This is a genomic window from Curtobacterium sp. MCBD17_028 (assembly GCF_003234875.1).
Lineage (GTDB): Bacteria > Actinomycetota > Actinomycetes > Actinomycetales > Microbacteriaceae > Curtobacterium.
Map to the genome: position 1 here is coordinate 276454 of NZ_QKTQ01000003.1, position 24956 is coordinate 301409.

Here is a 24956-nt window from a genome sequence, read left to right on the forward strand (position 1 = left end):
CGACGGTAGTCCCGACCCGGGACCGCGCGCACCGGCGTCTCCGGTCCTGTGGACGGGGGCGACCTGTGCACGTGCGTCCGGTCCTGTGGACGGTGACGCTCGAGCGCGCCTACGGTGGGGGCCATGTCGCACAGCGCCTCGACCTCTGACCGGCTCCTCGCGATCGACGCGTGGTGGCGCGCCGCGAACTACCTCACCGTCGGGCAGATCTACCTGCTCGACGACCCGCTGCTCACCCGCCCGCTCCGCCGCGAGGACATCAAGCCCCGGCTGCTCGGGCACTGGGGCACCTCGCCCGCGCTGAGCCTCGTGTACGCACACCTCAACGCGCTCATCAGCGAGCGCGGACACGACGTGCTGTACGTGTGCGGGCCCGGGCACGGCGGTCCGGCGATGGACGCGAACGCGTGGCTCGACGGCACGTGGAGCGAGCTCTACCCCGGCATCACACCGGACGTCGACGGTCTCCGGCAGTTCTTCAAGCAGTTCTCGTTCCCGGGCGGCATCCCGTCCCACGCGGCCCCGGAGACGCCCGGCTCGATCAACGAGGGTGGGGAGCTCGGCTACTCGCTGTCGCACGCCTACGGCGCGGCCCTGGACAACCCCGACCTCGTGGTCGCCTGCGTGATCGGCGACGGTGAGGCCGAGACGGGTCCGCTCGCGGCGTCCTGGCAGGCACACACCTTCCTCGACCCGGTCAAGGACGGCGCGGTCCTGCCGATCCTCAACCTCAACGGCTACAAGATCGCCAACCCGACCGTGCTCGCTCGGATCCCGGAAGAGGACCTCGTCGCCTTCTTCCGCGGGCTCGGGTACGCGCCGATCATCGTCGACTCGGCACGGGTCGACGACGACCCGTTCGCGGTGCACGCCCTGTTCGACGCCGCTCTGCGACGTGCCTTCGGGCAGATCGAGGACCTCCAGGCCGCCGCACGCGGTGGCTCGGGCACCGAGCGCCCGCGGTGGCCCCTCATCGTCCTCCGGACGCCGAAGGGCTGGACGGGGCCGAAGGAGGTCGACGGCCAGCGGGTCGAGGGCACCTTCCGTGCGCACCAGGTCCCACTGCCGGGCGTCCGCGACTCCGACGACCACCGCCGGCAGCTCGAGGAGTGGATGCGCTCCTACCGCCCCGAGGAACTGTTCGACGAGCAGGGCCAGCCCATCGGGATCCTCGGCACGATCCGCCCCGAGGGCGACAAGCGCATGAGCGCGACCCCCCACGCGAACGGCGGCCGGCTCCGGGTGGCGCTCGACCTGCCGGACCTCGAGCCCTACGCGGTGGACGTCCCCGACGACCGCACGACCAACACGTCCGCCACCGGGGCGCTCGGTCCGTGGCTCCGGGACCTCATCCGCCGCAACCCGTCGAACTTCCGGCTGTTCGGCCCGGACGAGACGATCTCGAACAAGCTCGACGCGGTGTTCGAGACGACGGACCGCGTCTGGCGCGCCGAGCTCGAACCGGACGACGCGCACCTCGCCCTCGAGGGCCGGGTGACCGAGGTCCTGTCCGAGCACACGCTCGAGGGGCTGCTCGAGGGGTACGTGCTCACCGGCCGGCACGGCATGTTCAACACGTACGAGGCCTTCGCGCACATCATCGACTCGATGGTCGGCCAGTACCTCAAGTGGCTCGAGTCCTCCGCGGACATCGACTGGCGTGTCCCGGTCTCGAACCTGACGATCCTGCTGTCCTCGCACGTGTGGCGGCAGGACCACAACGGGTTCTCACACCAGGACCCCGGGTTCCTCGACGTCGTCGCCTCGAAGCAGCAGGACCTCGTCCGCGTCAAGTTCCCGCCGGACGCGAACTCGCTGCTCGCCGTCGCCCGACACGCGTTCGAGACCACCGAGCGCGTCGAGGTGATCGTCGCGGGCAAGAACCTCGAGCCCGACTGGCTCCCGATCGACGAGGCCGTCGCGCACGTCGCCGCCGGCGTCGGGGTCTGGCACTGGGCGGGCACCGTCGCGGAGGGCGCCACGCCGAACCTCGTCATGGCCTCCGCCGGTGACGTCCCGACACTCGAGACCATCGCCGCGATCGACCTCATCCGAGCGAACGCGCCCGAGGTCGCGATCCGCATGGTGAACGTCGTGGACCTCCTCGCGCTCGGGGACCCGCGGAACCACGAGCACCCGATCAGCGACGACGACTACGACGCCCTGTTCCTGCCCGGCACGCCCGTGGTCTTCGCGTTCCACGGCTACCCCGCACTCGTCCACCAGATGACGTACAACCGGCACGGCCACGACGACATGCACGTGCACGGCTACATGGAGCGCGGCACCACCACCTCGCCGTTCGACATGGTCATGCTCAACGACATGGACCGCTTCGCGCTCGCCGCCGACGCCCTGTCCCACGTGGACGCCGACCGGTACGCGGGTCTCGTGCAGGCCTGCCAGGAGGCCCGGGACGCGGCACGTCGGTTCGCCTACGAGCGCGGTGAGGACCACCCGGCGGTCGCCGGCTGGCAGTTCAACGGCTGGCCGCAGGACGACCCCGACGGACACCGTCAGGGCGTCGCCGGCGGGGTGCAGCAGGGTGCGGACTCGTCGGACGACAACCACTGAGGCGTGCAGTCGTGGGTGACGACCAGCGGACCGCCGGGGACGGCGTCCTGACCGACACCGATCACGCCCTCGAGGCGACGATCGCCCGTCTGCTCGACACGCGCGCCGCCACGTCGAGCACCTGCCCGTCGGAGGCGGCACGGGCACTCGGCGGCGATGACTGGCGCAGCCTGATGGAGCCGACGCGGCAGGCCGCGCGCCGCATGGTCGCGCGCGGGGAGGTCGAGATCACCCAGCGCGGGTCCGTGATCGATCCCGACCACATCCACGGTCCGATCCGGATCCGCCGGCCGCGCTGACGCCGTTCCTCCCCATCGCCCTCCTTCGGCGATCGATCCGCGGCGAGTCGGAGGAACCGCCGTGATCGATCCCGTCGACGTCCGCAGCGTGAGGCCGCACGGGCGGCGCGCGCCGACAGCAGGCCGGCTCCGCCGCCCAGTGCGGAGGCGACTCAGGCCTGACGCCAGTCGTCCGACTGCAGGTGCGACCCGGCCTGCGGCCCCATCTGGAGCATGCCCCCGTCCACCGCGTACGAGGCGCCGGTCACGTACGACGCGAGCGGCGACGCCAGGAACGCGACGACCGCGGCGATCTCGCGCGCATCCCCGGGGCGTCCGAGCGGGACCCCCGGCCGGTCGATGGGGTGCGGGTCGGTGTCCTCGTTGCCCGTCATCTGCGTCGCGATCTCGCCGGGCGCCACGGCGTTCACGGTGATCCCGTGTCGCCCGAGCTCGAGCGCCACCGTCTTGAGCAGGCCTCCGAGGCCGTGCTTCGCGGCGTCGTACGCGGCGGACCCGACGCGTGGCTGGTGCTCGTGCACGCTCGTGATGCCGATGATGCGACCGCCACGACCGGCCTCGACCATGCGTCGGGCCGCGTGCTGGATGCACACGAAGGCGCCGTCGAGGTCCGTCGCGACGGTGTGCCGCCACTGGTCGAGGGTCATCTCGAGGAACGGTGCGTTGTCGCCGGTGCCGGCATCGTTGACGAACACGTCCACGCCGCCGAGTTCCTCCGCGAGTCGGTCGATGACCTGCCCGCAGCGCTGCAGGTCCGTCACGTCGATCTGCATGACGACCGCGCGGCGTCCGTGGGCGCGGACCTCGGCGGCGGTGTCCTCCGCGCCGCGGAGGTCCTCGAGGTACGTGATGCCGACGTCCATCCCGGCCTCGGCGAGCGCCACCGCGGTGGCCCTCCCGATCCCCGACTCGGCTCCGGTGACGATGGCGGTGGTGGGCTGGAAGTCACTCATGCCGCGGACGGTACCCCCAGCCGCCGGACCGTGCATCCAGCGACGACGCAGGGCGGCCCCGGTGCCCCGGGACCGCCCTGCGATCAGACGGACGTGACCTACTTGGTCGAGCCCTGGATGGCGCTCTGGTAGACCGGCTTGTTGTCCTGGTCGTACTTGTAGATGCCGATGTAGGCGCTCGATGGGTCGTTGTCGGCGTTGAACGGCCCGACGCCGGACGGTCCGGTGTACTGGATCTTCGTGCCGGCGTCGACGAGCTTCTTGCAGTCGGCGAAGGTCGAGCACTTCGTCCCGCCCTTGGCACCGGAGACCGAGGCCATGTGCGCCTGGATGGTACCGGCGTCGGTGCCCTTGCCCTCCTCTGCCGCGAGCGCGGTGAGCACCATGGCGTCGTACGACTCGGCGGCGTAGGCGAAGTCGTGGAGGTCCTTGCCCTCGTTCGTCTTGTACCACGTCGTCAACTTCGTCTTGAACGCGGCCTTCGGGTCCGAACCGGGGATCGTGCCCTGACCGTTGAGGAGCGTCTTCGGGTCGAAGTCCTTCGAGTAGTCCGCGGTGTTGCCATCGGACATGTAGGTCTTCGACATGTCCCAGCCCTGCGAGACGAGCTCGGGCACGATCGACTTCGTCTCGTCGAACGAGAGGATGACGATCGCGTCCGGCTTGGCGGCCAGCGCGGCGGTCACCTCGGACGAGAACGTCGTCTGTCCGGGCGGGAACTCCTGCCCCTTGCCCTTCCCGCCGTAGACCACGCTGCCGCCCGCGGCCTCGACGGCCTTCTGCACGGTGTTCCGCAGGCCGGTGCCGTAGGCGTCGTTGAAGACGAGGAACGCGATCTTGGCGTTGCCGTCGCCGACGACGAGCTGTCCGAGCGCGGACCCCTGGACGGTGTCCGGCGGCGCGGTCCGGTAGTAGTACGACGAGTAGCCGGACAGGTCGGTCGCCGTGTTCGCCGGCGAGATCTCGATCGTGCAGTTGCTCGTGATCTGGTCGACCACGTTCAGGGTCACGGATGACGACTCGGCGCCGAGGACCACGGGGACCTTGGCCGCGATGAGCTTCTGGGCCGCGGACGACGACACCGTCATGTCGGTGCTGTCACCCGAGTCGGTGGCGGTCGAGATCTTCACGTCCTTGCCGATGACACCGCCAGCGGCGTTGATGTCATCGATCGCGAGTCCTGCACCGGCGATGGCGGGCGGCCCGAGGTAGGCGAGGCTGCCGGTCAGGGGCAGCAGCGTGCCGTACTCCAGCGCGTCCTGGCTGGGCTTCGACGGCGCCTTGCAGCTTGCCGCCGGGTCCTTGCCCGACGACGACGATGCCGACGCCGCACCGGATGCGCCACCACTGCCGGCGCTCTCCGTCGAACACGCGGCGAGCAGGATGGCGGCTGCTCCCGCGATCGCGAACGCCTTGGCGGCGCTGCTGGTTCTGATCATCCGTGATGCCCTTTCTCTGAGCGGCCGCGACCGCTTCGATCGTCGAGCAGCTGTGCGTCCGCTGGGATGCGAGCAAACGTAGGGTTCGATTGTTTCGGCCGTGTGGCGGTCTCGTCAGGGTGGTGTTTCGTTGCTGAACCGTGACCGAACCTGTGGGAACGAACGGGAACGGCGATGCGGACCCAGCGGGTGCACAGTGCCGGCGCTGCTCGCGCTCGGCCCGGAGGCCCGTCGCAGCGTCAGCCTGTCGACGCGCTCAGACCACGGGGTCGACGCGGACAGGGTCGCTGACGGGGCGCCGGGCTCGGCGCCCGGCGAGCAGACCGTCGGTCGACAGGACGACGAGCGCCACCCAGACCAGCGCGAACCCGACCCACCGCTCCGGCGACATCGGCTCGTGCTGCAGCCAGACGCCGACCACGAGCTGGAGGACCGGGGTCAGGTACTGCGTCAGGCCGAGCGTCGACAGACTGAGCCGGCGTGCGGACGACGCGAACAGCAGCAGCGGCACCGCGGTCGCCGGCCCAGCCGCGATGGTGATGAGCGCGTGCACCCAGCCGTTCGCCGTGAGGGTGATCCCCCCACGGGACGCGGTGGCGACGACGACGAGGCCGATCACCGCGACGGGGGTCAGCCACATGGTCTCGATGGTGAGGCCGCTGACCGCGTCGACGACCCCGCTCACGCGCTTCTTGACGAGCCCGTAGAGCCCGAACGAGAACGCGAGGGCGAGCGAGATCCACGGCATCCGGCCGTACCCGACGGCCACGATCACCACCGCCACGACGCTGATGCCCACCGCCGCCCACTGTGCGGCGCGGAGGCGTTCCCCCAGCAGCACGACGCCGAGGAAGATCGTCACGAGCGGGTTGATGAAGTACCCCAGGGCCGCCTCGACGGTGTGACCGGTGGTCGTGGCGACGACGTACACGGTCCAGTTGACGACGATGAGGAACGCGGCGAGCGCCATCACGCCCATGACCCGCGGTTGTCGGAGCAGTGCGACCAGGCGACCCCACGCGCGGAGCACCGCCGTCAGGACGGCGCAGAACACCAGTGCGAAGAGGATCCGCCACGCGACGATCTCGGTGGCTCCCGCCGGTGCCATGGCCACGAACAGCAGCGGCATGAGGCCCCAGAGTCCGTACGCGGCCAGGGCCTGGACGACGCCGACGGCCGCTTCCGATCGGGGTTCGGCGGACGCGGGTCGTGCTGGCACGCGTCCGATCCTAGGCACCGGCGACACCGTGGTCGCCCGGCTGGCGCGTTCCCGGGCGACGGAACCGCCGTCGTCCGACGGGACGCGCGCCAGGCTGACGTGCGGACGCCGGGTGCCCGGGCCGGGACAGCAGCAGGCCCCGCCGGTCGGAACCGACGGGGCCTGCTGGAGCTGGTCCTGCTGCTGGTGCTGTCCTAGCGGACGACGACGGCGAGCACGTCGCGCGCGGACAGGACCAGGAGGTCCTCGCCCGAGTACTTGACCTCGGTTCCGCCGTACTTCGAGTAGATGACCTTGTCGCCGACCGCGACGTCGAGCGGCACGCGGTTGCCGTTGTCGTCGATGCGACCCGGGCCGACGGCCACGACCTCGCCCTCCTGGGGCTTCTCCTTCGCCGTGTCCGGGATGACGAGACCGGACGCAGTGGTCTGCTCCGCCTCGACCTGACGGATGACGATGCGATCTTCGAGCGGCTTGATGCTGACAGCCACGGCTGACCTCTTCTTTCTCGGTACTGAAGAAAAACTGGGGCTGGCACTCCCCCGGGGGCAGTGCCAACCCCAACTGTAGGGGGTGGTCTGGCACTCGGTCAATCCGAGTGCCAAGAGCCTATCGCCGGCCGGCGGCGAGCGTCCGGACGACCTCGGGCACGGAGCCACCGAGGTCGACCTGGCCGTGGTCCGCGAGCCACACGAGGGCGTCGGCGAGGGCCTCCAGGGAGGTCCAGCCCGGCGCGTACCCGAGCTCCGTCGCGGCCCGGTCGATGCTCATCGCGTGGCTCCGGCGGACGTGCTCGAACGTCGTGTCGGCGTGCTCCGGCGTGGTGGACGCGCGGAACGCGTCCCACGAGGCCGGACGGAGGTCCGCGGTGCGCCCGAACCAGCTCGCGACGCCCTCGGCGAGCCCGCGGACGCTCATCGCGCGCGGCGACACGACGTTGTAGACGCGGCCGGCGGCCACGTCCGGCCGCTCGATGGCGAGCGCGAACGCCTGGGCGACGTCGTCGGCGTGCACGTGGTGCAGCGTCTCGAGCCCGAGGTCCGGCACGGTGAGCGGCTCCCCCGCGGCGAGGCGTTCCCAGACGGTCGCGTCGAGGTTCCCGAGCGGCGTGATGACGGGCCACCCGGGGCCGGTGATGTGGCCGGCGCGGAGCACGGTGGCGGGGAGCCCGTCGGCGCGGGCGGACTCGGCGAGCAGCAGGTCCTCGATCGCCGCCTTCCGCGTGCCGTACTCGCCGATCGGCCCCCGCGGGTCGTCCTCCGAGGTGGGGACGACGAGCGACGGACCGTGCACCCAGATCGTGCCGCAGTGCACGAGGTGCCCGGCGCGCCCACGGAGCGCCTCGACGAGGGTCCGCGCGTCGTCCTCGGTGAAGCTCGTCAGGTCGACGACGACGTCGGCCCCGAGGTCCGCAACCGCACGCGGGAACCCTTCGGGGTCGCCCTCGCGGTCGAGCACGATCCGCTCCACGTCGTCCCACGCGGCGTCCGCCACGTAGGGGGCGCGGTGCCCGCGACTGATGGCGACCACGTGGTGTCCGCTCCGGACGAGGCGGGGCACGAGGAAGCTCCCGATGTGACCGGTGGCTCCGATGACGGCGACGTTGCTCATGTCCTCCATCGTGCTCCTCCGCGCGGGACCGCGAGCGGCCGCGGCCCCGGACCGACGACGAACGGGAGGCACGGTGCGGGCTTGCACCGTGCCTCCCGGCCGTCAGGCGGTCACGTCCCCCCGCCGCCGCGCGGCGGCGTCAGTGGTGGTGGTGGTGGTGGTGCCCACCGCCCCAGCCCGGCTTCCCCGGCTTCCCCGGCTTCCCCGGCCCGTGCGGCGGGGCCGGCGTGTGCGTCGGGACGGTCGACACGACCTTCGCGACGGCGCCGGTGGTGGTGTCCAGCAGGACCTCGCGCTGCTGCGGGTGCGCGAAGTCGAACATCCCGGCGAGTGATCCACCGCGACGGTCGAACGAGGCGTCCCCGATGTGGCCGAGGCCCCAGTTGTCCTCGATGAACGCCGTGGTCGACGTCTGCTCGATCCGGGTGTGGTCGACCGCGTTCTGCTTGGCGAAGGGCGAGATGACGAGGTACGGCAGGCGCTGCGAGGGGCCGCAGCGGTCCTGGTACCCGCCGGCGACCGCGGCACGGGCGTTCGTGCAGATGGTGCTGTCGGTCGCCGTGTCCTTCGACCCGTTGAGGATCGTCGGGGCCTGGTGGTCGTACCAGCCGTCCGAGTCGTCGTAGTTGATGACGATCGCGGTCGAGGACCACGCCTTCGACTGCTCGATGGCGTTGATCTCGCGCGTCAGGAACTGCTGCTCGTCGATCGGGTCGGAGTAGCCCGGGTGGCCGTCCTGCGCCTCGGGGGCCTTGAGGAACGACACGGCGGGGACGTTGTCCTGCGCGAGCGCGGTGGTGAACGCCGACAGGTCGTACTCGTGGTTCGCCTGGTCGCTGTGCCCGATCATCGCGTCGCTCGTCGGCGGCAGGTGGTGCGGGTTCGACGTCGACTTGTAGTACGCGAACGGGTTGTGGTGCGGCGAGTAGTCCTTCGCCGCGGTCCCGCCGAGGTTCGCGGTGGTGGCGTCGCACTTGGCGTACGTGCCGGAGCCCGCGTACTTCGTGGTCGGCGTGAAGCCGCCCTGGAACCAGCCCCACGTGACGCCCTTGGCGTTGAGCAGGTCACCGATGTTCTTGCCCTGCATGGCGACGAGGTTCGACGTCGACGTGTGGTCGCTGTCGGAGCAGTCGTCGTAGGCGGGGTCGGGGTCACCGATCACGGTGCCCACACCGTCCGCGTTCGCCGAGGCGACCGCGGTGGAGCCCTTGACCACGGCGCCGGTCACGGAGTCGACCGCCACGCCGCCGTGCGTCTGGCCGCTCACGAGGTTCAGCGCACCGGGGGTGGACGGCCCGAAGGTCGTGTCCCAGGCGTTGTCGCTCATGGCGTAGTTCTGGGCGTAGTTCCACAGACCCGTGACGGTGTTGCCGTCGTAGTAGTCCATGGCCAGGCCCGGGCTGCCGTACTCGCCCGTGCAGGTGTCGGTCGAGGTGTTCTGGACGAAGGCGTCCATCTTCCCGCCGTCCTCGGCCTTCTGCTCGGCGGCGTACCCGTGGTTCTGGTCGCAGGTGAGCGCCTGGGACGAGGTGAGCCGGCTCGGCGCGTAGAGGTTCGGGTTCTTCGTCAGCGTGCCCGAGGTGACGAGGTCGTTCACCCTCGGCGTGCCCTTGGCGGCGGCGAAGGTCGTGCCGTCGGTGTTCGTCGCGTTCGGGTAGGTCCCGAAGTAGTGGTCGAACGAGACGTTCTCGTCGAACAACACCACGAGGTGCTTGATGGGCGTGCTCGTGCGCGACGACGAGGCCGGTTGGTTCGTGGCCGATGCCGTGAGCGGCGCGATGGCGATGGCCCCCACGGTCACGGCGGCCACGGCGGTCGCTCCGGCGGCGAGTGCGAATCGCCCCTTCGTCGACCGCATGAGCGCGGATGGTCGGATCACTGGTGTCCCCTGTCTGGTGGTGTGTGGAACAGTGCGTCAACTGAGCAGTGGTCGCCCGAGCCAGTCGTCCGCGTGGCGGACACCGGGGAGGGCGAAGTAGTAGCCGCCGCCGACGGGCGAGATGTAGTCGACGAGCGGTTCGTCGGCGAGGCGCTTCTGGACCGTGACGAACTGCCGTTCGAGGTCCGCCTGGAAGCACGTGAACAGCAGCCCCATGTCGAGGTTCCCGTTCGCGTCGGTGCCGGCGTCGTAGTTGTAGGGGCGACGGAGCATCTGCTGACGCTTCGCCGCGGCCGTGCGGGGGTTCGCCAGCCGGATGTGTGCGTCGAGCTGGATGACGTCGCCCGTCGGGTCGTCCGCGTAGTCCGGGTCGTCGAACTCGTGCGTTCGGGTGAGCGGGGCGCCGGAGTCGCGGTGGCGGCCGATCATCGTCTCCTGCTCGTGCAGGGACACGCGGTCCCAGAACTCGACGAGCATCCGGATCGTCCGCACGACGTGGTAACTGCCGCCGGCCACCCAGTCCGGCTCGACGACGCCGTCCTCGGTCCGGCCCGCCCGGGTCCACACGAGGTCGTCCATGGCCGTCCGGTCGCTCGTCGACGGGTTGGCGGTGCCGTCCTTGAACCCCAGCAGGTTCCGCGGCGTGCCACTCGGCCGCGGCGGGGACACGAAGCCGTCCTGTCGCCACCGCACCTGCATCGCACCGCGCGTCGCCCGCGTGACGTCCCGGAGCGCGTGCACGACCGTGTCGGTGTTGTTCGCGCACACCTGCAGGAGCAGGTCGCCGTCGCAGATCGCCCGGTCGAGCGCGTCGTTCGGGAAGTCCTCCATCGTCCGCAGGCGCGCGGGCTTCCGGTCCGCGATGCCGTACCGGTCGTCGAACAGCGACGCCCCGACACTCGTGGTGATCGTCAGACCGTCGGCGGGCACGTCCGGTCCGAGCACGCCCGAGTCCGACGGCGGTGCCGTGATCCCGACGTCGGTCGGCTGTCCGCCGCGGGTGAGGAACCGCGAGCGCTCCGTGATCGTGCGCAGCAGGTCGCGCAGCTCGGACCGGGAAGCCGCGGTCACGTCGAGCGCCACGAAGGCCGCCGACCGCTGGGCCGGTGTGGTGATGCCCGCCTGGTGGGCGCCGTGGAACGCGTACGACGCGGCGGCACCACCGTCGGTCGCGGTGTCGCTCGCCGGGTTCCCGGCGCTCGCCGCGGTCGTGTCGGCCACGGCCGGGAGGCCCGGTGCCAGGGCCGCGGTCATGGTCGCCGCCGCCCCGGCGCCGGCTCCGGCCGCTCCCGCCAGGAACCCACGGCGGGAGGGACGGCGTGCCGCGGCGTGCGGGCACTGGGGCTGGTCGGTCACGAGGTCCTCCGGATGTCGCAGATCGCCGCGACGGGCGCGAGCAGTTCGAGTGCGCGGTCGATGGACGCGTCGAGGTCCTCCCGCTGCGTGGTCGTGAGGTCGGCGAGCGGCGTCCACGTGCCGTCGGCGTGGCGGCCCTCGTCGACGCGCGCCGTGAGCGCGGCGAGTGCCGCATCGGTCGCGGCGAGGTGCGGGTACCGGGTGCGGAGGATCCCCCTGATCGGGTCGAGGGCCCGCTCCGTGCCGGCGACGTTCGCGGCGATGGTGGCCAGGTTCGTGTGGCTGCCGGCGTCGGTCGCGCCCGTGGCCTCGAACTGCAGCGCGTTCTCGAGGATCTCGTGTGCGCGGAGCCCGATGTCGAGCGGGTCGATGCGGGCGGTCGGGAACGTGGCCTCGAGGTGCTGGACGGCCGCGACGAGCGCGTCGGCGACCGGAGCGCTCGCGGACACCGGTGCGCCGGACCAGAGCAGGGCCTCCAGGCGGTGGAACCCGGTGAGGTCCGGGTCGTCGAGCGCGGTCCGCCCCGACGCGGGAGTGCCGTCGATGGCCGTGTCGGCGTCGCCGAACGCCCCGTAGGCGGCGCCGAGCTGCTCGTACTCCACGTGCCCGGTCAGCCAGTCCCGCTCGGCGGCCGCGCGGTCGCCGCCGTACACGTCGGCGGCGACCCGCCGGACGTCGGCCTCGAGCACGGGCAGTCGACCCTCGATCCAGTCGCCGTACGCCTTGGCGGCCGGGATGAGGTCGTTCCGGGTGACGGGCACGACCCCGGGCGTCGCGCCGGTCACGTACGCCGCGCCGTGGAGGTGGACGACCGGACCCACCACCGCGTCGGCGTCCGCCGGCAGGCAGCGGAACCGGTAGACGCCCGAGCCGAGGCGCACGCGGTAGGTCTGGGACGCGCCGGCGCCGAGCCCCTCGGCGTCGAGGTACACGGCCCCGGACCGGGGGTCCTCGAGCTGCACCTCGACGCCCGCGACCGAGGTGTTCGTGATGCGGAGGGTCTGCGTGCCGCCCGCGGGGTCGGTCCATCCCGTCCCGCAGACGTCGGTGCCCGCGGCGACGTCGTAGTGTCCGGGGACGGCGCGCGTCGGCAGGAGGTGCGGCACGACGATGCCGGCCGTCACGACGAGTGCGACGACGATCCCGACGATCCCGTACGCGAACCGCTTCGGCACCCGAGCCCCTTCCGTTCCGGTCCTGTGGAGCAGCACAGGAAGCCCTGATCGGACCCCCGTCCGGGGGATCCGCGGAACACGGTAAGCCCGCTCCGAGGCCGGGTTTCCCCTGCGTTCACCGTCGTCACCGACTGTTCAGACAGCCGTCCGCCGACGGTCACGGAAGTGGGGGCTTGCCGAACCGTCCTGCGGGAACTGGGAGGATCGGGGCATGGACGCCGCCGACCTCGCACAGCTGCTCACGCCCGAGGGCATGGCGCTCCTCGACCGTGTCCCGGGCCTGGCCGAGGGCGACGACGTCGTGCGTGCCGTGTCGCGCCTCCGCGCGGAGGGCCACGATCCACGGCTCGTGGCGACGGTCCTGACGCAGGCGCGACTCCGTCAGCGGGCCCGGGCGAAGTTCGGCGACTTCGCGGGCCGGATGCTGTTCACCGAGGCCGGTCTCGAGCAGGCGACGCGCCTCCGCGTCGCGGCACAGCACGCCGGCCGGTTCGCCGCCGCCGGGATCACACGCGTCGCCGACCTCGGGTGCGGCATCGGCGGGGACGCGCTCGCGCTCGCGGCGCTCGACCTGGAGGTCGTCGCCGTCGACCGCGACGAGGTCACCGCCGCGATCGCCACGCACAACCTGGCACCGTGGCCCGCGGCCCGGGTCGAGCTCGGCGACGCGGCGCGGTTCGACGTCGGCCGCGTCGACGGCGTGTGGCTCGACCCGGCACGGCGCACCGCGGGACACAGCGACACACGACGGCTCGACGACCCGGACGACTGGTCCCCGTCCCTCGACACGGTGTTCGCCGCGGCGACGCAGCTGCCCACCGGGGTCAAGCTCGGGCCGGGCGTCGACCGCGACCTCGTCCCCGACACGGCCGAGGCGCAGTGGACGAGCGTCGACCGCGAGGTCGTCGAACTCGCGCTGTGGTTCGGTCCCCTCGCGCGGCCGGGCGTCCGCCGCGCGGCCACCGTCATCGGCGCGCACGGGGTCGCCGAGCTCACGGGTCCGGCCGACGCCGAGGACGTCGAGGTCGGCCCGCTGGGCGAGTACCTCGTCGAGCCGGACGGCGCGGTCATCCGAGCTCGGCTCATCGGAGATCTCGGGCGGCGACTCGGCGGTCGGATGCTCTCGTCGGGCATCGCCTACCTGAGCACGGACGCCCCCGTCGACACCCCGTTCGCGCAGGTGTTCCGCGTCCGCGACGTCCTGCCCCTCGACCCGAAGCGCATCGGCGCGCGGCTGGCAGCGGACGGCGTCGGCCGGGTGGAGATCAAGAAGCGCGGCGTCGATGTGGACCCCGCGCAGTTCCGTCGGCGGTTGCGCCTGCAGGGCGGGTCCGGGCAGGCGACGCTCGTCCTCACCCGCCTGGAGGGACGGCACGCGGCCGTCCTGTGCGATCGCCCCTGACGCCGGTCCGGCCCGGCCCCATCCACCGAGATCGCACAACACGCCGCTCACCTTCGAAGGTGAGCGGCGTGTTGTGCGATCTCGGTGAGGACCGCCGTCGGCGGGCGGCCGGGGCGGGGCGGCCGGGGAGGCCCGGGATCAGGTGTTCGGGTAGTTCGAGTAGTCGCCGTTGTGCGACGCGACGAACGCGAAGAAGATGACGATGAACACGATGTAGGCGACCCACAGCGCCGTGATCACGTAGCCCGCGATGAGCCCCGTGAGCGCGAGCGGGCGCCCCTGCTCCCCCGTGCGCTTGATCTGGTGCAGGCTGATGTGCCCGAACACCACCCCGAGGGGCGCCACCACGAAGCCGAACACGATGGCGAGGATCGAGAACAGGTTCCAGCTCGACGACGCCTGCGGGTACCCCGACCCGGGCTGCCCGTAGGGATTGGGCTGGCCGTACTGCGGCTGGCCGTACGGCTGCTGTCCGTAGGGCTGCTGGCCGTACTGCGCCTGCCCGTACGGCTGCTGACCGTGCTGCCCCTGCTGTCCGTACGGCGACTGCTGCCCGTGCTGCGGCTGTCCGAACTGGGGCTGTCCGTACCCGTGGTGTCCGGACGGTGTCTGTCCGGACGGCGCCTGGCCGGACGGCGTCTGTCCGTACTGCGGCTGGTCGTTCTGGTCGGACACGTGTTCCCCTCCTCGTCGCCCACGGTGCGGGCGTCCCGCCGATCCTCCCACAGGGCGCGTGCGCACGACCGGCCGCCAGCACCCCCGGAGCGGGGGAGGCACGGCCGGCGGACGCGCGGTGCCGCGCCGCCGCGGTCGTCAGGCCCGCACCGTCGTCGGACCTGCACCTCGTCAGCCCTGCATCGTCGTCAGGACCTGCACCGTCGTCAGGCCTGCACCGTCGTCAGACCTGCACGGTCGTCACGGGCAACGTCGAGTCCGCCGCGATCCCCAGGTCGCTCGGGGCGTGCCCGGACGCCACGAGCTGCGCCCCGATCGCGGCGATCATCGCGCCGTTGTCGGTGCAGAGGTCGAGCGGCGGGATCCGGAGCGTGACGCCGGCGGCCGCGCACCGTTCCTCGGCCACGGCCCGGAGCCGCCGGTTCGCGACGACACCCCCGCCGAGCAGGAGCCGGTCGACGCCGGTGTCCCGGCACGCGGCGAGCGCCTTCGTCAGGAGCACGTCGACGACGGCCTCGCGGAAGCTCGCGGCGACGTCGGCGACGGGGACGTCGCGCCCGTCGTCGCGGCAGCGCTCGACCCAGCGGGCGACCGCGGTCTTGAGGCCGGAGAACGAGAAGTCGTACCGGTGGGCCGCCATGTCCTTCGGCAGGGTGAGGCCGCGGGGGAACCGGATCGCGGAGGGGTCGCCATCGGCGGCGGCTCGGTCGATCTCGGGCCCGCCCGGGTACGGCAGCCCGAGCAGCCGTGCGACCTTGTCGAACGCCTCACCGGCAGCGTCGTCGATCGTCTCGCCGAGGAGCTCGACGTCGTCGACGAGGTCCCGCACGAGCAGGAGCGACGTGTGGCCGCCCGACACCAGCAGTGCGACGGTCGGCAGCTCGATGTCGGTGCCGTCGGCACGCAGGACGTCCGCCCCGACGTGGCCGACCAGGTGGTTCACGCCGTAGAGCGGCTTGCCGGTCGCGACCGCGAGCGCCTTCGCCGCGCCGACCCCCACCATGAGGGCGCCGGCCAACCCGGGCCCCGCGGTCACGGCGACGGCGTCGAGCTCGTCGAGCCGCACGCCCGCGGTGTCGAGTGCCTGCTCGAGCGTCGGGGTCATGGCCTCGAGGTGGGCGCGCGCCGCGACCTCGGGCACGACCCCGCCGTAGCGGGCGTGTTCCTCCATGCTCGACGCGATGACGTTCGCGAGCAGGGTGCGGCCCCGCACGATGCCGACGCCGGTCTCGTCGCAGCTCGTCTCGATCCCGAGGACCAGCGGGCCGTCCGTCGTCGTGCTCATGCCGTGCCTCCCGTCGTTCGGTCCCGGACCGCGCCCCGCATGACCAGCGCGTCGACGTCGTCGGGTTGGTAGTACCGCGGCCGCGTGCCGATGGCCTCGAAGCCGAACGAGCGGTACATGGCCTGCGCGACGGGATTGTCAGCACGGACCTCGAGGAACACCTCGCGCACGTCGCGGCGGGCGGCCTCGTCGAGCAGCTCGCGGAACAGCGCTCGCCCGAGGCCCTGCCCGCGGTGGTCGGCGGCCACGGCGATCGTCTGGACGTCACCGTCGTGTCCTCCGGGCAACGACGAGAACCCGGCGTACCCGACCAGGACCGGCTCCGGTGCCTCGTCGGTCGTCTCGGCCACGACGTAGTGGCCGTAGGGCGAGCGGAACTCCTCCCTCATCTGCGCGGTCGACCACGCGTCGGTCGGGAAGGAGGTCCGCTCGAGCCGCATGACCGCGTCGAGGTCGTCGGGCCGGGCGGGCCGGATCCGCCAGCTCACGAGCGCACCCGCTTCGGCGCACCCGGCATGGTCACGTCCGGGTCCCGGAGGTACAGCGGCTCGTCGTCGGCGAACGGTGCGCCGACCGCCAGACGTTCGGCGGCGAGCAGTCCGAGGCGCCCGGCCGGGATCGTCACCGCGGTGACGCGACGCAGGTCGGCGGCGTCACCGAGCACGGCGTCGAGGTCGTCCGGGCGCGCGAGCCCGGGCCCGGCGGTCCGCACCGGGAGCGGTCGGGAGGCACGGTGCCGGTCCGACCGGCCGGTCGCCACCGCCTCGCTGCCGCCCGCGTAGACGCTCCAGTAGACCTCGCGTCGGCGCGCGTCGGTCAGGACGACGAGCGGCCCGCCGTCGGCCTCGGCCGCGGCGACGGCGTCGTGGCTCACGACCGGGAGGAACGGCACCGATCGCGCGACGGCGAACGTCCGCGCCGCGGCGATCCCGACACGGAGGCCCGTGAACGGCCCGGGACCCATGCCCGCGACCACGCCCGTGACCGCCGCAGGGGTGACGCCGGCGATCGACAGGACGTCGGCCAGGAAGGGCCCGACGACCTCGGCGTGCCGCCGGGTGTCCTCGGTGCTCCGCTCGGCGAGCACGGTCCGGGCGGCCGGGTCGACGAGGGCGACGGCCGTGCCGGCGGACGTGTCGATGGTCAGGAGCACCGGACCATCGTACGGTCGTGGCGGGGACGCAGGGTGGCCACCCGCGCCTCCCCGGCGTACGCGGGGACGAGATCGAGCTGTCCGACGAGCTGGACGAGCGCGGGCGCACCGTCGCCGGCCGGTGCAGGGCACCGGCCGGCGGGTTGCTCAGTTGCTGATGCCGGCCGCGGCGAGGTCGTCCGCGATCGCGTCCCCGAGGACCCGCTGGCCCTCGACGGTCGGGTGCTCGCTGTCCCCCTGGAGGAGTTGCGGCTGTCCGGCGAGCGGCTGCCCGACGTCGACGAACGTCCCGCCGGCGGCGGTCACCGCGGCCTGGAGGGCGTCCGAGCTCTCCGAGACCACCGGGTCCGCGGGCCCGGGCTGGTTCCAGAGGGTGCTCAGCCCGACGATGCGGGCATCCGGCAGTGCGCCGTGGATGCGCGCCACGGTCCTCCAGGCTCCCCTGGCGATCGCAGCGGCGCTCTGACCCTGGTCGTTGTCGGACGCCTGGATGACGACGAGGTCGGGGTGCGCCGCGACGGCCTGCCCGACGAGCCCGTTGAAGTCCGTCCCACAGTCGCCGACGCGGACGAACCCGGCACCGCTGCACGCGAGGTTCGTGACGTCGACGTGCTCGTCCGCCGCCTCCAGGGCGGGCCACGCCTGGTCCGGGCTGGCGAGGCCGTAGCCGGCCATGATCGAGTCGCCGATCGTCACGATGTGCGGTCGCGTCGCGTTCGCCGCGGAGGGCGCCGTCGAGTCGGCCGCCTCTGCGAACGCGGTCTGTCCGACGAGGCCGGATGACGCGGCCACACCGAGGATGGACACGAGGATTGCTTTCGGGAGCATCTTCATGGCGGTGACGGTAGCGGCGTGACCGGATCGTGACCTGTGCGCTCGGGGGACGGAATCGCCCTCGCCTGGGACCCGACGGCGCTCCTCAGGACGACGCGACGACCCCGGTCAGAGCCGCGGATCGACCGGCTCCGACTCCATCGCGAGCACGGCGAACACCGGCTGGTGCACCCGCCACAACGGCTCACCGGCCACGAACCGCTCGAGCGCCTCGAGTCCGAGCGCGTACTCCCGCAGTGCGAGGGAACGCTTGTGCCCGAGCTCCCGGTCGCGGAGGCGTTCGAGATTGCGGGGTTCGGTGTACTCCGGCCCGTACACGATGCGGAGGTACTCACGCCCGCGCACCTTGATGCCCGGCTGCGTGAGCCCCTTCGCCCCGCGGTGCAGGTTGACGAACGGCTTCACGACCATCCCCTCGCCTCCCGCATCGGTCAACTCGGTCCACCACGCGGTCCCCGCCTCGACACTCGCCGGATCGGCGAGGTCGACCACCACCGAGCGCGTCCGCTCCACGAGGTCCGGCGCGGCAGCCGCCAGGCGGTCGGCGACGCCGAGGTGCCAGCCGTGGTCCGTCGTCGCGTACGTCCGTCCCTCGGCGGCGAGCACCTGGAACGGGGCGAACCGCACCCCGTCGAGCCCGTCCGCGTCCGCGGCGTACCTCCGGTAGGACGCGACGTACGCATCGGCGTCCACCGCCCGTGCCCGCGTCCGCTCGAGCAACGCGGTCACGTCGATCCCGGAGGCCGCGGCCTGCTCGAGCGCGGACACCGCGGTGGGCAACGCACCCGTGGCCGCGGCACCGATCGCGGCGTACTGGCCGCGGATCATCCCGCCGGCCTTGATCGACCACGGCAGGACCTCGCCGTCGAGCAGCAGCCAGTCCGTCGCCAGCTCCGACCAGAGTCCGGCGTGCTCCACGGCCGCGTCGAGCCGTCCGAGGAACCGGGCGGTCAGCTCGGGCGTGAAGAACGCCCGCCCGGTGCGGGTGGTGACCACGCCCCGCCAGCCGTCCGGTGCTCCGAAGCGCCGCGGATCGCGGGTCAGGAGGACCGTGGCCCGCGAGCCCATGTGCTTCTCCTCGCCGACGACGCGGTCCACCCCCGCGTCCCGGTAGGTCGCGAAGGCCTCGGCCGGGTGTTCGAGGAGGCCGTCGACCCGGGAGGACGAGGTCGGACTCATCGTGGGCGGCAGGTAGAGCAGGTGCGCGGGGTCGACCGCGAACCGGCTCATCACCTCGAGCGCGCCCGCCGCGTGCTCGCCGCGGACGCCGATCCGTCCGAGGAACCGGGTCTCGACGACCTGCCTGCCGAGCACGTCGTCGATCGCGAGCATGCCCGCCGGGCGCGGGCGGGTCGTCGTCACCTCGCGTCCGGGAGGCACCACACCGACCGTCGATGGGCCTCCCGGGCCGCTGTTCACCGGTCCGGTGCCGTCGGCCGACGCGACGCGGTCGGCGCGGAGGGGTTCGAGCGGCTTCGCCGCGGCGCACCAGACCCGCTCGGCGGGGACCTGCACGAGCTCGCGCTCCGGGTACCGGAGGGCGGACAGCACGCCGCCGAACACGCACCCCGTGTCCAGGCACATGGTGCCGTTGATCCACTCGGCATCGACGGTCGGGGTGTGGCCGTACAGCACCATGGCGCTCCCGCGGTAGGAGTCCGCCCACGGGAGCCGCACCGGGAGCCCGTACTCGTCGGTCTCGCCCGTGGTCTCGCCGTACAGCGCGAACGCCCGAACGCGACCGGAGGCCCGGCCCTGGTAGGCCTCGGTCATGCCGGCGTGAGCGACGACGAGGCGTCCGTCGTCGAGGACGAGGTGCCCCACCAGGCCCTCGCAGAAGGCCAGCACGGCTGCGCGGAACGACGCGGGCTCGGCCGCGAGCTGTGCCAGGGTCTCGGCGAGCCCGTGCGAGGTCTGGACCTTCCGCCCCCGGAGTGCCCGGACGAGCTTGTCCTCGTGGTTCCCGGGGACGGCGATCGCGTGTCCGGCACCGACCATGCCCATCACGAGTCGGAGCACGCCCGGGGTGTCCGGCCCGCGGTCGACGAGGTCGCCGAGGAACACCGCGCGCCGCCCGGCGGGGTGGACCGCGTCGACGGGGCGGCCGAGGTCGTCGCGGACGAGCGCGTAGCCGAGCTGGCCGAGGAGGGTCTCGAGCTCCGACCGACATCCGTGCACGTCGCCGATCACGTCGAACGGGCCGTGCTCGTCCCGCGCGTCGTTGAGGAGTCGATCACGGACGATCGTCGCGTCGGCGATCGCGTCGACGCCGTCGAGCACGTGGACGCGCCGGAAGCCCTCCTTGCCCAGCGACCGGAGGGATCGACGGAGCTGGTCGTGCTGCCGCTTGACGACGGATGCACCGAAGGTCCGGTCCGTCCGGGCCGCGTTCCGCTCGACGCACACCGACTCGGGCACGTCGAGCACGATCGCGACCGGCAGGACGTCGTGTTCGCGCGCCAACCGGACCCAGTCGCGGCGCGCTTCGGACTGCACGTTCGTCGCGTCGACGACCGTCAGGAGCCCCGCGCGGAGCCGCTGCGCGACGACGTACCGGAGGGCGTCGAACGCCGCCGGGGTCGCCGACTGGTCGTTCTCGTCGTTCGCGACGAGACCACGGAAGAAGTCGCTCGACAGGGTCTCGAAGCGGCCGAAGTGCCGTGCGGCGAAGGTGGACTTGCCGGACCCGCTCGGCCCGACGAGCAGCACGAGCGCCATGTCCGGGACGTGGAGCTCGCTCATGCGGCCGCCACCGTCCCGGCTGTGGCGAGGTCGGACCGACGGAACACCGCCATCTGCGTGGGTGGACCGACCTCTGCGTCGTCGTCGCCCACGGGGCGGTACTCGACGACGTAGCCGTTGTCGGCCGCCACACGCTGGCTCCACGCACGGAAGGCACCACGAGTCCACTCGAACCGGTGGTCCTCGTGGCGGACGTGACCCGCGTCGAGGTGCGGGAACCGCACGTTGTGCTCGGCGTTCGGTGTCGTCACGATGACCGCGCCCGGCCTCGCGACGGCGAACACGGAGACCTCGAGCGCCGGCAGTCGCCCGGGGTCGACGTGTTCGACGACCTCCATGAGGACCGCGGCGTCGAGCCCGGCGATCCGGTCGTCGAGGTAGGTGACGGAGGACTGCACCAGGCGGATCCGCGCACGTTCGGCATCGCTGGCCTCGTCGAGGTGGAGCCGACGCTCGGCCCGCGCGAGCTCCCGCGGCGACACGTCGCTGCCGATGACGGTGGTGAAGGACCGGTCGGACTTGAGCCGCATGAGCAGTGCACCCTCGCCACATCCGAGGTCGGCGACCGTGTGGGCGCCGACGTCGTGGAGTGCGGCCATCACCGCGTCGGCCCGTCGTCGGTACAGCGGCGCGTGGTCGGGTTCGGCGGCCGGGTCGTCGGGCGTGTGTCGGGCCTCCCGGTCGGCCGTGGCCGCTCCGTCCCGGTCGGCCGTCGCCGCTCCGACCGTGTCGCCGACCACGTCCTCGACCCCGAGGAGCCGGTCGGTGGCGTCGACGACCATGCCCCGCTGGTGGGCGAGGTACCGGGCCGTGATGAGGTCGCGGAGCGGGTGGTCGGCGAGCCAGCCCTCGCCTGCGCGGAGGAGCTTGCCGACCTCGTCGTCGTTCACCCAGTAGTGCTTCGCGTCGTCGAGGACCGGCAGGAGCACGTACAGGTGCCGGAGCGCGTGTCCGAGCCGCACCGTCCCGCGGAGGGTGAGACCGACGGTGGGAGCCGGTCCCCACGCCGGATGCGTCTCGTCCAGGAGCCGACGATGCTCCTCGACGTCCCACCCGAGCGGGGCGAACAGACGCGTGGCCAGGCCGGTGCCGTCCTGGTCGAGTTCACTCGGCACCGACGTCAGCGTCACCTCGAGGGGCATCGGCGCCGCGGCACGCTCGGGCAACGACGTGCTCCGGCCGCCCATCGCGGTGCGGAACACCTGCCCGATCGCGACCGCGACCATGGACGAGGAGGCGTACGGCCGGTCGTTCACGTACTGCGCGAGTGCGAGCGTGTCCCCGCCGAACCGCCGGCTCCGCGCGAGACCCACCGGATCGACCTCGAGCAGGAGCGCCGCCGTGCAGCGCTCGGAGGTCGCCTCCGGGTAGAAGACGTGGGCGTCACCGACGCTCAGCGAGAACGTCTGCGCGCGTCCCGGGTGCTTGTGGAGCAGGTGCCCGAGGTCGAGGGCGTCGACGCCGCCCGGGTCGGTGTCGCCGGTGGTGGAGATGGTGACGAGCACTGCTGCGGTTCCCCCCTGACACGACCGCCCTCCGCGGTCCGAGCGCCATGGTAGGGCACCCCCTCAGACGGTGACGCCGTCCCACCGCGGGCCCGTCGCGCGGACCACCACGTGCCGCGGTTCGTCGGGGACGTCGTCCGGGTCGACGTCGTCCGCTCCGATCCCGCCCGCACCGTCGCCGGGCAGCGCAGCACCACTCGCCCGCTCGATCTCGACCTCGAGCACGTCCGCGCTGATGCCGTCCACCATGCCCCGCCCCCACTCGACGACGACGACCGAGCCGTCCCAGTCGAGGTCGAGGTCGTCGAGTTCGACCGGGTCGGACAGCCGGTACGCGTCGACGTGCACGAGGTCGACGCCCCGGGCCGTCGGGTGGGTCCGGGCGAGCACGAAGGTCGGGCTCGACACCTGACCCCGTGCGCCCATGGCGGCGCCGAGGCCGCGGGTCAGGGTCGTCTTGCCCGCGCCCAGGGGCCCCGTCAGCACGACGAGGTCCCCCGCACGGAGCACCGCTGCGAGCCGGGCTCCGAGCGCCTCCATCGCCCCGGTGCCGTCGACCACGACGTCGAGCAACACGGTCACGGTCGGCCACCCGCACTGCGGTTCAGGACGGCGGCACGCTGGCTGAACTCCTCGGCGTGCCGCCCGGAGTAGCGCCGTGGCACGCGTCCGCCGATCCGGCAGGCGAGCTCCTCGCCGATCGTGTCGAGCCCCGCGGCCCACTCGAGGATCGTCGACTCGCCGCGCTCGCCCGTGCCGAACAACACGACCGTGTCGCCCACACGGACGTCGTCGTCCCCGACGTCGACGAGGAACTGGTCCATCGCCACCCGGCCCGCGATCGGGTAGCGGACGCCGCCGATCGTGACCTCGACCCGTCCCTGGGCGCGCCGGGGCACGCCGTCCGCGTAGCCGACGGGCACGAGGGCGAGCGTGGTCTCGGCGGCGGTCCGGTAGGTGTAGTCGTACGAGACACCCGTGCCGACGGGGACCCGCTTGACCTTCGCGACCGACGCCGTGAGCGTCATCACGGGGGTGAGCCCGAGGTCCGCCGCGACGACGCCGTCCGCGCCGGGGATGCCGTACGTGTTCGCCCCCATGCGGACCATGTCGTGCCGGAACTCGGGCCGCTCGAGGCCGGCGAGGCTGGCGGCGACGTGCCGGATCGGCAGCTCGAGCCCGAGTCCCGCAGCGGCGTCGACCGCCTCGGTGAACACGGCGACCGCCGCGGCGTCGTCGTCGTCGGACGCCTCCGCGAGGTGCGTGTACGCGGCGACGACCTCGATCGCATCGGCGCGCTGGGCGTCGCGGGCACGCTCGACGAGCGCAGGCCACCGGTCCGGCGTCGCGCCGTCGCGGTGGAGGCCCGTGTCGACGCCGAGGTGCACGCGCGCCGGCCGCTGGGTCACGGCCGCGACGATCCGGTCGAGCTCGGCCACGTTCGACACCCCGAGGTCGACACCGGAGTCCACGGCGTCCCGGGGGTCGAGGTCCGGGTCGTGCTGCCACGCGAACAACCGGACGTCCTCGCCGACACCGACCGAGCGCAGCCGCAGGGCCGCCTCGACCGTGAGCACCCCGAGCCAGCGGACGCCCGCGTCGACCGCGGTGAGCGCGAGGGGCACCATGCCGTGTCCGTACCCGTCGGCCTTGAGGACCACCATGACCTCGACCGGGTCCATCCACGACCGCAGGAGGTCGATGTTGGCCCGGTACGCATCGAGGTCGACGACGGCCTCGCGGAGCGGCGCGCTCACATGGTCCTCCTCGCCAGGAGGGGGCCGAGTCGTGCGACCACCTCGTAGTTGATCGTGCCGATGGCGGCCGCCCACTCCTCGACGGACGGCACCCCGGTGGCCGGGTCGCCCCAGAGGACGACCTCGTCGCCCGCCGCGACCTCCGCGTCGCCGACGTCGATGTGCATCGCGTTCATCGCCACGCGGCCGACCACCGGGAAGCGTCGGCCGCCGATCGACACCGACACCCGGTTGCCGAAGCCACGGTCGAAGCCGTCCGCGTAGCCGAGTCCGATGATCGCGAGCGTCGTCTCGCGCTCGGTGCGGTGGGTGTAGCCGTACGAGACACCGTGCCCCGCCGGCACCCGGATCGTCCGGAGGACCGACGCTGTGACCGTCATCGCCGGGCGGAGTCCGAGCTCGGCGGACGTCCGGTCCGCGAACGGGCTCAGGCCGTACAGGGACAGGCCGATCCGGGCCAGGTCGCGTCGCGTCTCGGGCACCGCGATCGACGCCGCGCTCGCCGCGAGGTGGACGACCTCGGGCACGATCCCGTGGGCGGCGAGCGCCGAGAGCGCCCGCTCGAGGGCGGCGTCCTGGGCGAGGTCGTCCTCGCGGGACGCGTTGGCCAGGTGCGACATGACGCCCTCCACCCGTGTCCGCGGCAGCGCGGCGGCAGCGGCGAAGAGCTCGGGCCACTCGGACTCGACCGCGCCGTTGCGGCTCAGGCCGGTGTCGAGGACGAGGTGGACCGCGGGCACCTCCGCGCCGGCCGCCGCGGCGAGCTGCTCGACCGACGAGACGGCTGGCGTGATGCCCTCGGACGCGGCGCGTACGAAGTCCTCGTCCGGGGCGTGCAGCCACGCGAGGATCCGCACGTCGATGCCCGCGCGCCGGAGCGCGAGGGCCTCGTCGACGTCCGCGACGCCGAGCCACTCCGCGCCCGCGTCGACGAAGGCGCGTGCCGCCTCGACGGCGCCGTGCCCGTACCCGTCGGCCTTGACGACCGCGATCACACCCGCCGGTGCCACCCGCTCGGCGAGCGTCGCGTAGTTGGCGATCAGGGCCTCCCGGTCGACGGTGACGCCGGTGAACGCGCTCACCGGGTCACCACCACGG

Annotated in this window: 21 protein-coding genes; 3 read left to right on the forward strand and 18 right to left on the reverse strand. The window is 72.7% G+C overall.

Annotated features, from left to right (window positions below):
• Positions 1 to 123 precede the first annotated feature (123 nt).
• Complete coding sequence (locus tag DEI86_RS05740; protein WP_111049021.1) at positions 124 to 2574, forward strand: phosphoketolase; 2451 nt, start codon at positions 124 to 126, stop codon at positions 2572 to 2574.
• Between the two features lie 11 nt (positions 2575 to 2585).
• Entirely contained in the window at positions 2586 to 2873 is a 288-nt protein-coding gene (locus DEI86_RS05745; RefSeq protein ID WP_220037271.1) for a DUF3253 domain-containing protein, read from the forward strand.
• A 152-nt stretch (positions 2874 to 3025) separates the two neighbouring features.
• Here the strand turns inward: DEI86_RS05745 and DEI86_RS05750 are convergent, their stop codons facing one another.
• The 8 genes from DEI86_RS05750 to DEI86_RS05785 all read right to left on the reverse strand — a co-directional run bounded on the left by DEI86_RS05750 (position 3026) and on the right by DEI86_RS05785 (position 12505).
• Positions 3026 to 3826, reverse strand: coding sequence for an SDR family oxidoreductase (locus DEI86_RS05750; RefSeq protein ID WP_111012157.1), 801 nt, complete (start codon positions 3824 to 3826; stop codon positions 3026 to 3028).
• A 98-nt stretch (positions 3827 to 3924) separates the two neighbouring features.
• On the reverse strand, positions 3925 to 5265 hold the full coding sequence (locus DEI86_RS05755; protein ID WP_111009798.1) for an ABC transporter substrate-binding protein: 1341 nt from the start codon (positions 5263 to 5265) through the stop codon (positions 3925 to 3927).
• Between the two features lie 256 nt (positions 5266 to 5521).
• On the reverse strand, positions 5522 to 6484 hold the full coding sequence (gene rarD / locus DEI86_RS05760; RefSeq protein WP_258376467.1) for an EamA family transporter RarD: 963 nt from the start codon (positions 6482 to 6484) through the stop codon (positions 5522 to 5524).
• 194 nt (positions 6485 to 6678) lie between these two features.
• On the reverse strand, positions 6679 to 6975 hold the full coding sequence (groES, locus tag DEI86_RS05765) for a co-chaperone GroES (RefSeq protein WP_111009800.1): 297 nt from the start codon (positions 6973 to 6975) through the stop codon (positions 6679 to 6681).
• A 118-nt stretch (positions 6976 to 7093) separates the two neighbouring features.
• Positions 7094 to 8095 (reverse strand): NAD(P)-dependent oxidoreductase, encoded by a 1002-nt coding sequence (locus DEI86_RS05770; protein WP_111049058.1) that lies wholly within the window; start codon positions 8093 to 8095, stop codon positions 7094 to 7096.
• 139 nt (positions 8096 to 8234) lie between these two features.
• A complete protein-coding gene (locus DEI86_RS05775) occupies positions 8235 to 9974 on the reverse strand; it encodes an alkaline phosphatase family protein (RefSeq protein WP_258376468.1) in 1740 nt (579 codons plus the stop codon).
• Between the two features lie 36 nt (positions 9975 to 10010).
• A complete protein-coding gene (gene efeB / locus DEI86_RS05780) occupies positions 10011 to 11330 on the reverse strand; it encodes an iron uptake transporter deferrochelatase/peroxidase subunit (RefSeq protein ID WP_111049024.1) in 1320 nt (439 codons plus the stop codon).
• Entirely contained in the window at positions 11327 to 12505 is a 1179-nt protein-coding gene (locus tag DEI86_RS05785; RefSeq protein WP_111049025.1) for an EfeM/EfeO family lipoprotein, read from the reverse strand. The genes efeB and DEI86_RS05785 overlap by 4 nt, the downstream gene beginning before the upstream one ends.
• Before the next feature lie 211 nt (positions 12506 to 12716).
• Here DEI86_RS05785 and DEI86_RS05790 point away from each other — a divergent pair, with 211 nt between their 5' ends.
• Complete coding sequence (locus DEI86_RS05790) at positions 12717 to 13907, forward strand: class I SAM-dependent methyltransferase (protein WP_111036905.1); 1191 nt, start codon at positions 12717 to 12719, stop codon at positions 13905 to 13907.
• Positions 13908 to 14045: 138 nt separating this feature from the next.
• Here DEI86_RS05790 and DEI86_RS05795 read toward each other — a convergent pair whose 3' ends face one another.
• The 10 genes from DEI86_RS05795 to alr (DEI86_RS05840) form a co-directional block, all read right to left on the reverse strand.
• Positions 14046 to 14582, reverse strand: a complete 537-nt coding sequence (locus DEI86_RS05795) for a DUF4190 domain-containing protein (protein WP_111012151.1) — start codon at positions 14580 to 14582, stop codon at positions 14046 to 14048.
• A 223-nt stretch (positions 14583 to 14805) separates the two neighbouring features.
• A complete protein-coding gene (gene tsaD / locus DEI86_RS05800; protein ID WP_111049026.1) occupies positions 14806 to 15867 on the reverse strand; it encodes a tRNA (adenosine(37)-N6)-threonylcarbamoyltransferase complex transferase subunit TsaD in 1062 nt (353 codons plus the stop codon).
• Complete coding sequence (gene rimI, locus DEI86_RS05805; RefSeq protein ID WP_258376469.1) at positions 15864 to 16355, reverse strand: ribosomal protein S18-alanine N-acetyltransferase; 492 nt, start codon at positions 16353 to 16355, stop codon at positions 15864 to 15866. The genes tsaD and rimI overlap by 4 nt, the downstream gene beginning before the upstream one ends.
• Entirely contained in the window at positions 16352 to 17020 is a 669-nt protein-coding gene (gene tsaB, locus DEI86_RS05810; RefSeq protein ID WP_111012149.1) for a tRNA (adenosine(37)-N6)-threonylcarbamoyltransferase complex dimerization subunit type 1 TsaB, read from the reverse strand. Before tsaB ends, rimI begins: the two co-directional genes overlap by 4 nt.
• A gap of 147 nt (positions 17021 to 17167) precedes the next feature.
• Positions 17168 to 17854: an SGNH/GDSL hydrolase family protein gene (locus DEI86_RS05815; RefSeq protein WP_111049027.1), complete on the reverse strand. Its 687-nt coding sequence runs from the start codon at positions 17852 to 17854 to the stop codon at positions 17168 to 17170.
• A 108-nt stretch (positions 17855 to 17962) separates the two neighbouring features.
• Positions 17963 to 20596 carry a polynucleotide kinase-phosphatase gene (locus DEI86_RS05820; RefSeq protein ID WP_111049028.1) on the reverse strand — a complete coding sequence of 878 codons (2634 nt, stop codon included), beginning with the start codon at positions 20594 to 20596 and terminating at the stop codon, positions 17963 to 17965.
• On the reverse strand, positions 20593 to 22101 hold the full coding sequence (locus DEI86_RS05825) for a 3' terminal RNA ribose 2'-O-methyltransferase Hen1 (RefSeq protein ID WP_111049029.1): 1509 nt from the start codon (positions 22099 to 22101) through the stop codon (positions 20593 to 20595). The genes DEI86_RS05820 and DEI86_RS05825 overlap by 4 nt, the downstream gene beginning before the upstream one ends.
• Before the next feature lie 63 nt (positions 22102 to 22164).
• A complete protein-coding gene (tsaE, locus tag DEI86_RS05830; protein WP_111049060.1) occupies positions 22165 to 22641 on the reverse strand; it encodes a tRNA (adenosine(37)-N6)-threonylcarbamoyltransferase complex ATPase subunit type 1 TsaE in 477 nt (158 codons plus the stop codon).
• Between the two features lie 38 nt (positions 22642 to 22679).
• Entirely contained in the window at positions 22680 to 23858 is a 1179-nt protein-coding gene (alr, locus tag DEI86_RS05835) for an alanine racemase (RefSeq protein WP_111049030.1), read from the reverse strand.
• Complete coding sequence (gene alr, locus DEI86_RS05840; RefSeq protein ID WP_111049031.1) at positions 23855 to 24940, reverse strand: alanine racemase; 1086 nt, start codon at positions 24938 to 24940, stop codon at positions 23855 to 23857. Before alr (DEI86_RS05840) ends, alr (DEI86_RS05835) begins: the two co-directional genes overlap by 4 nt.
• Between the last annotated feature and the right edge of the window lie 16 nt (positions 24941 to 24956).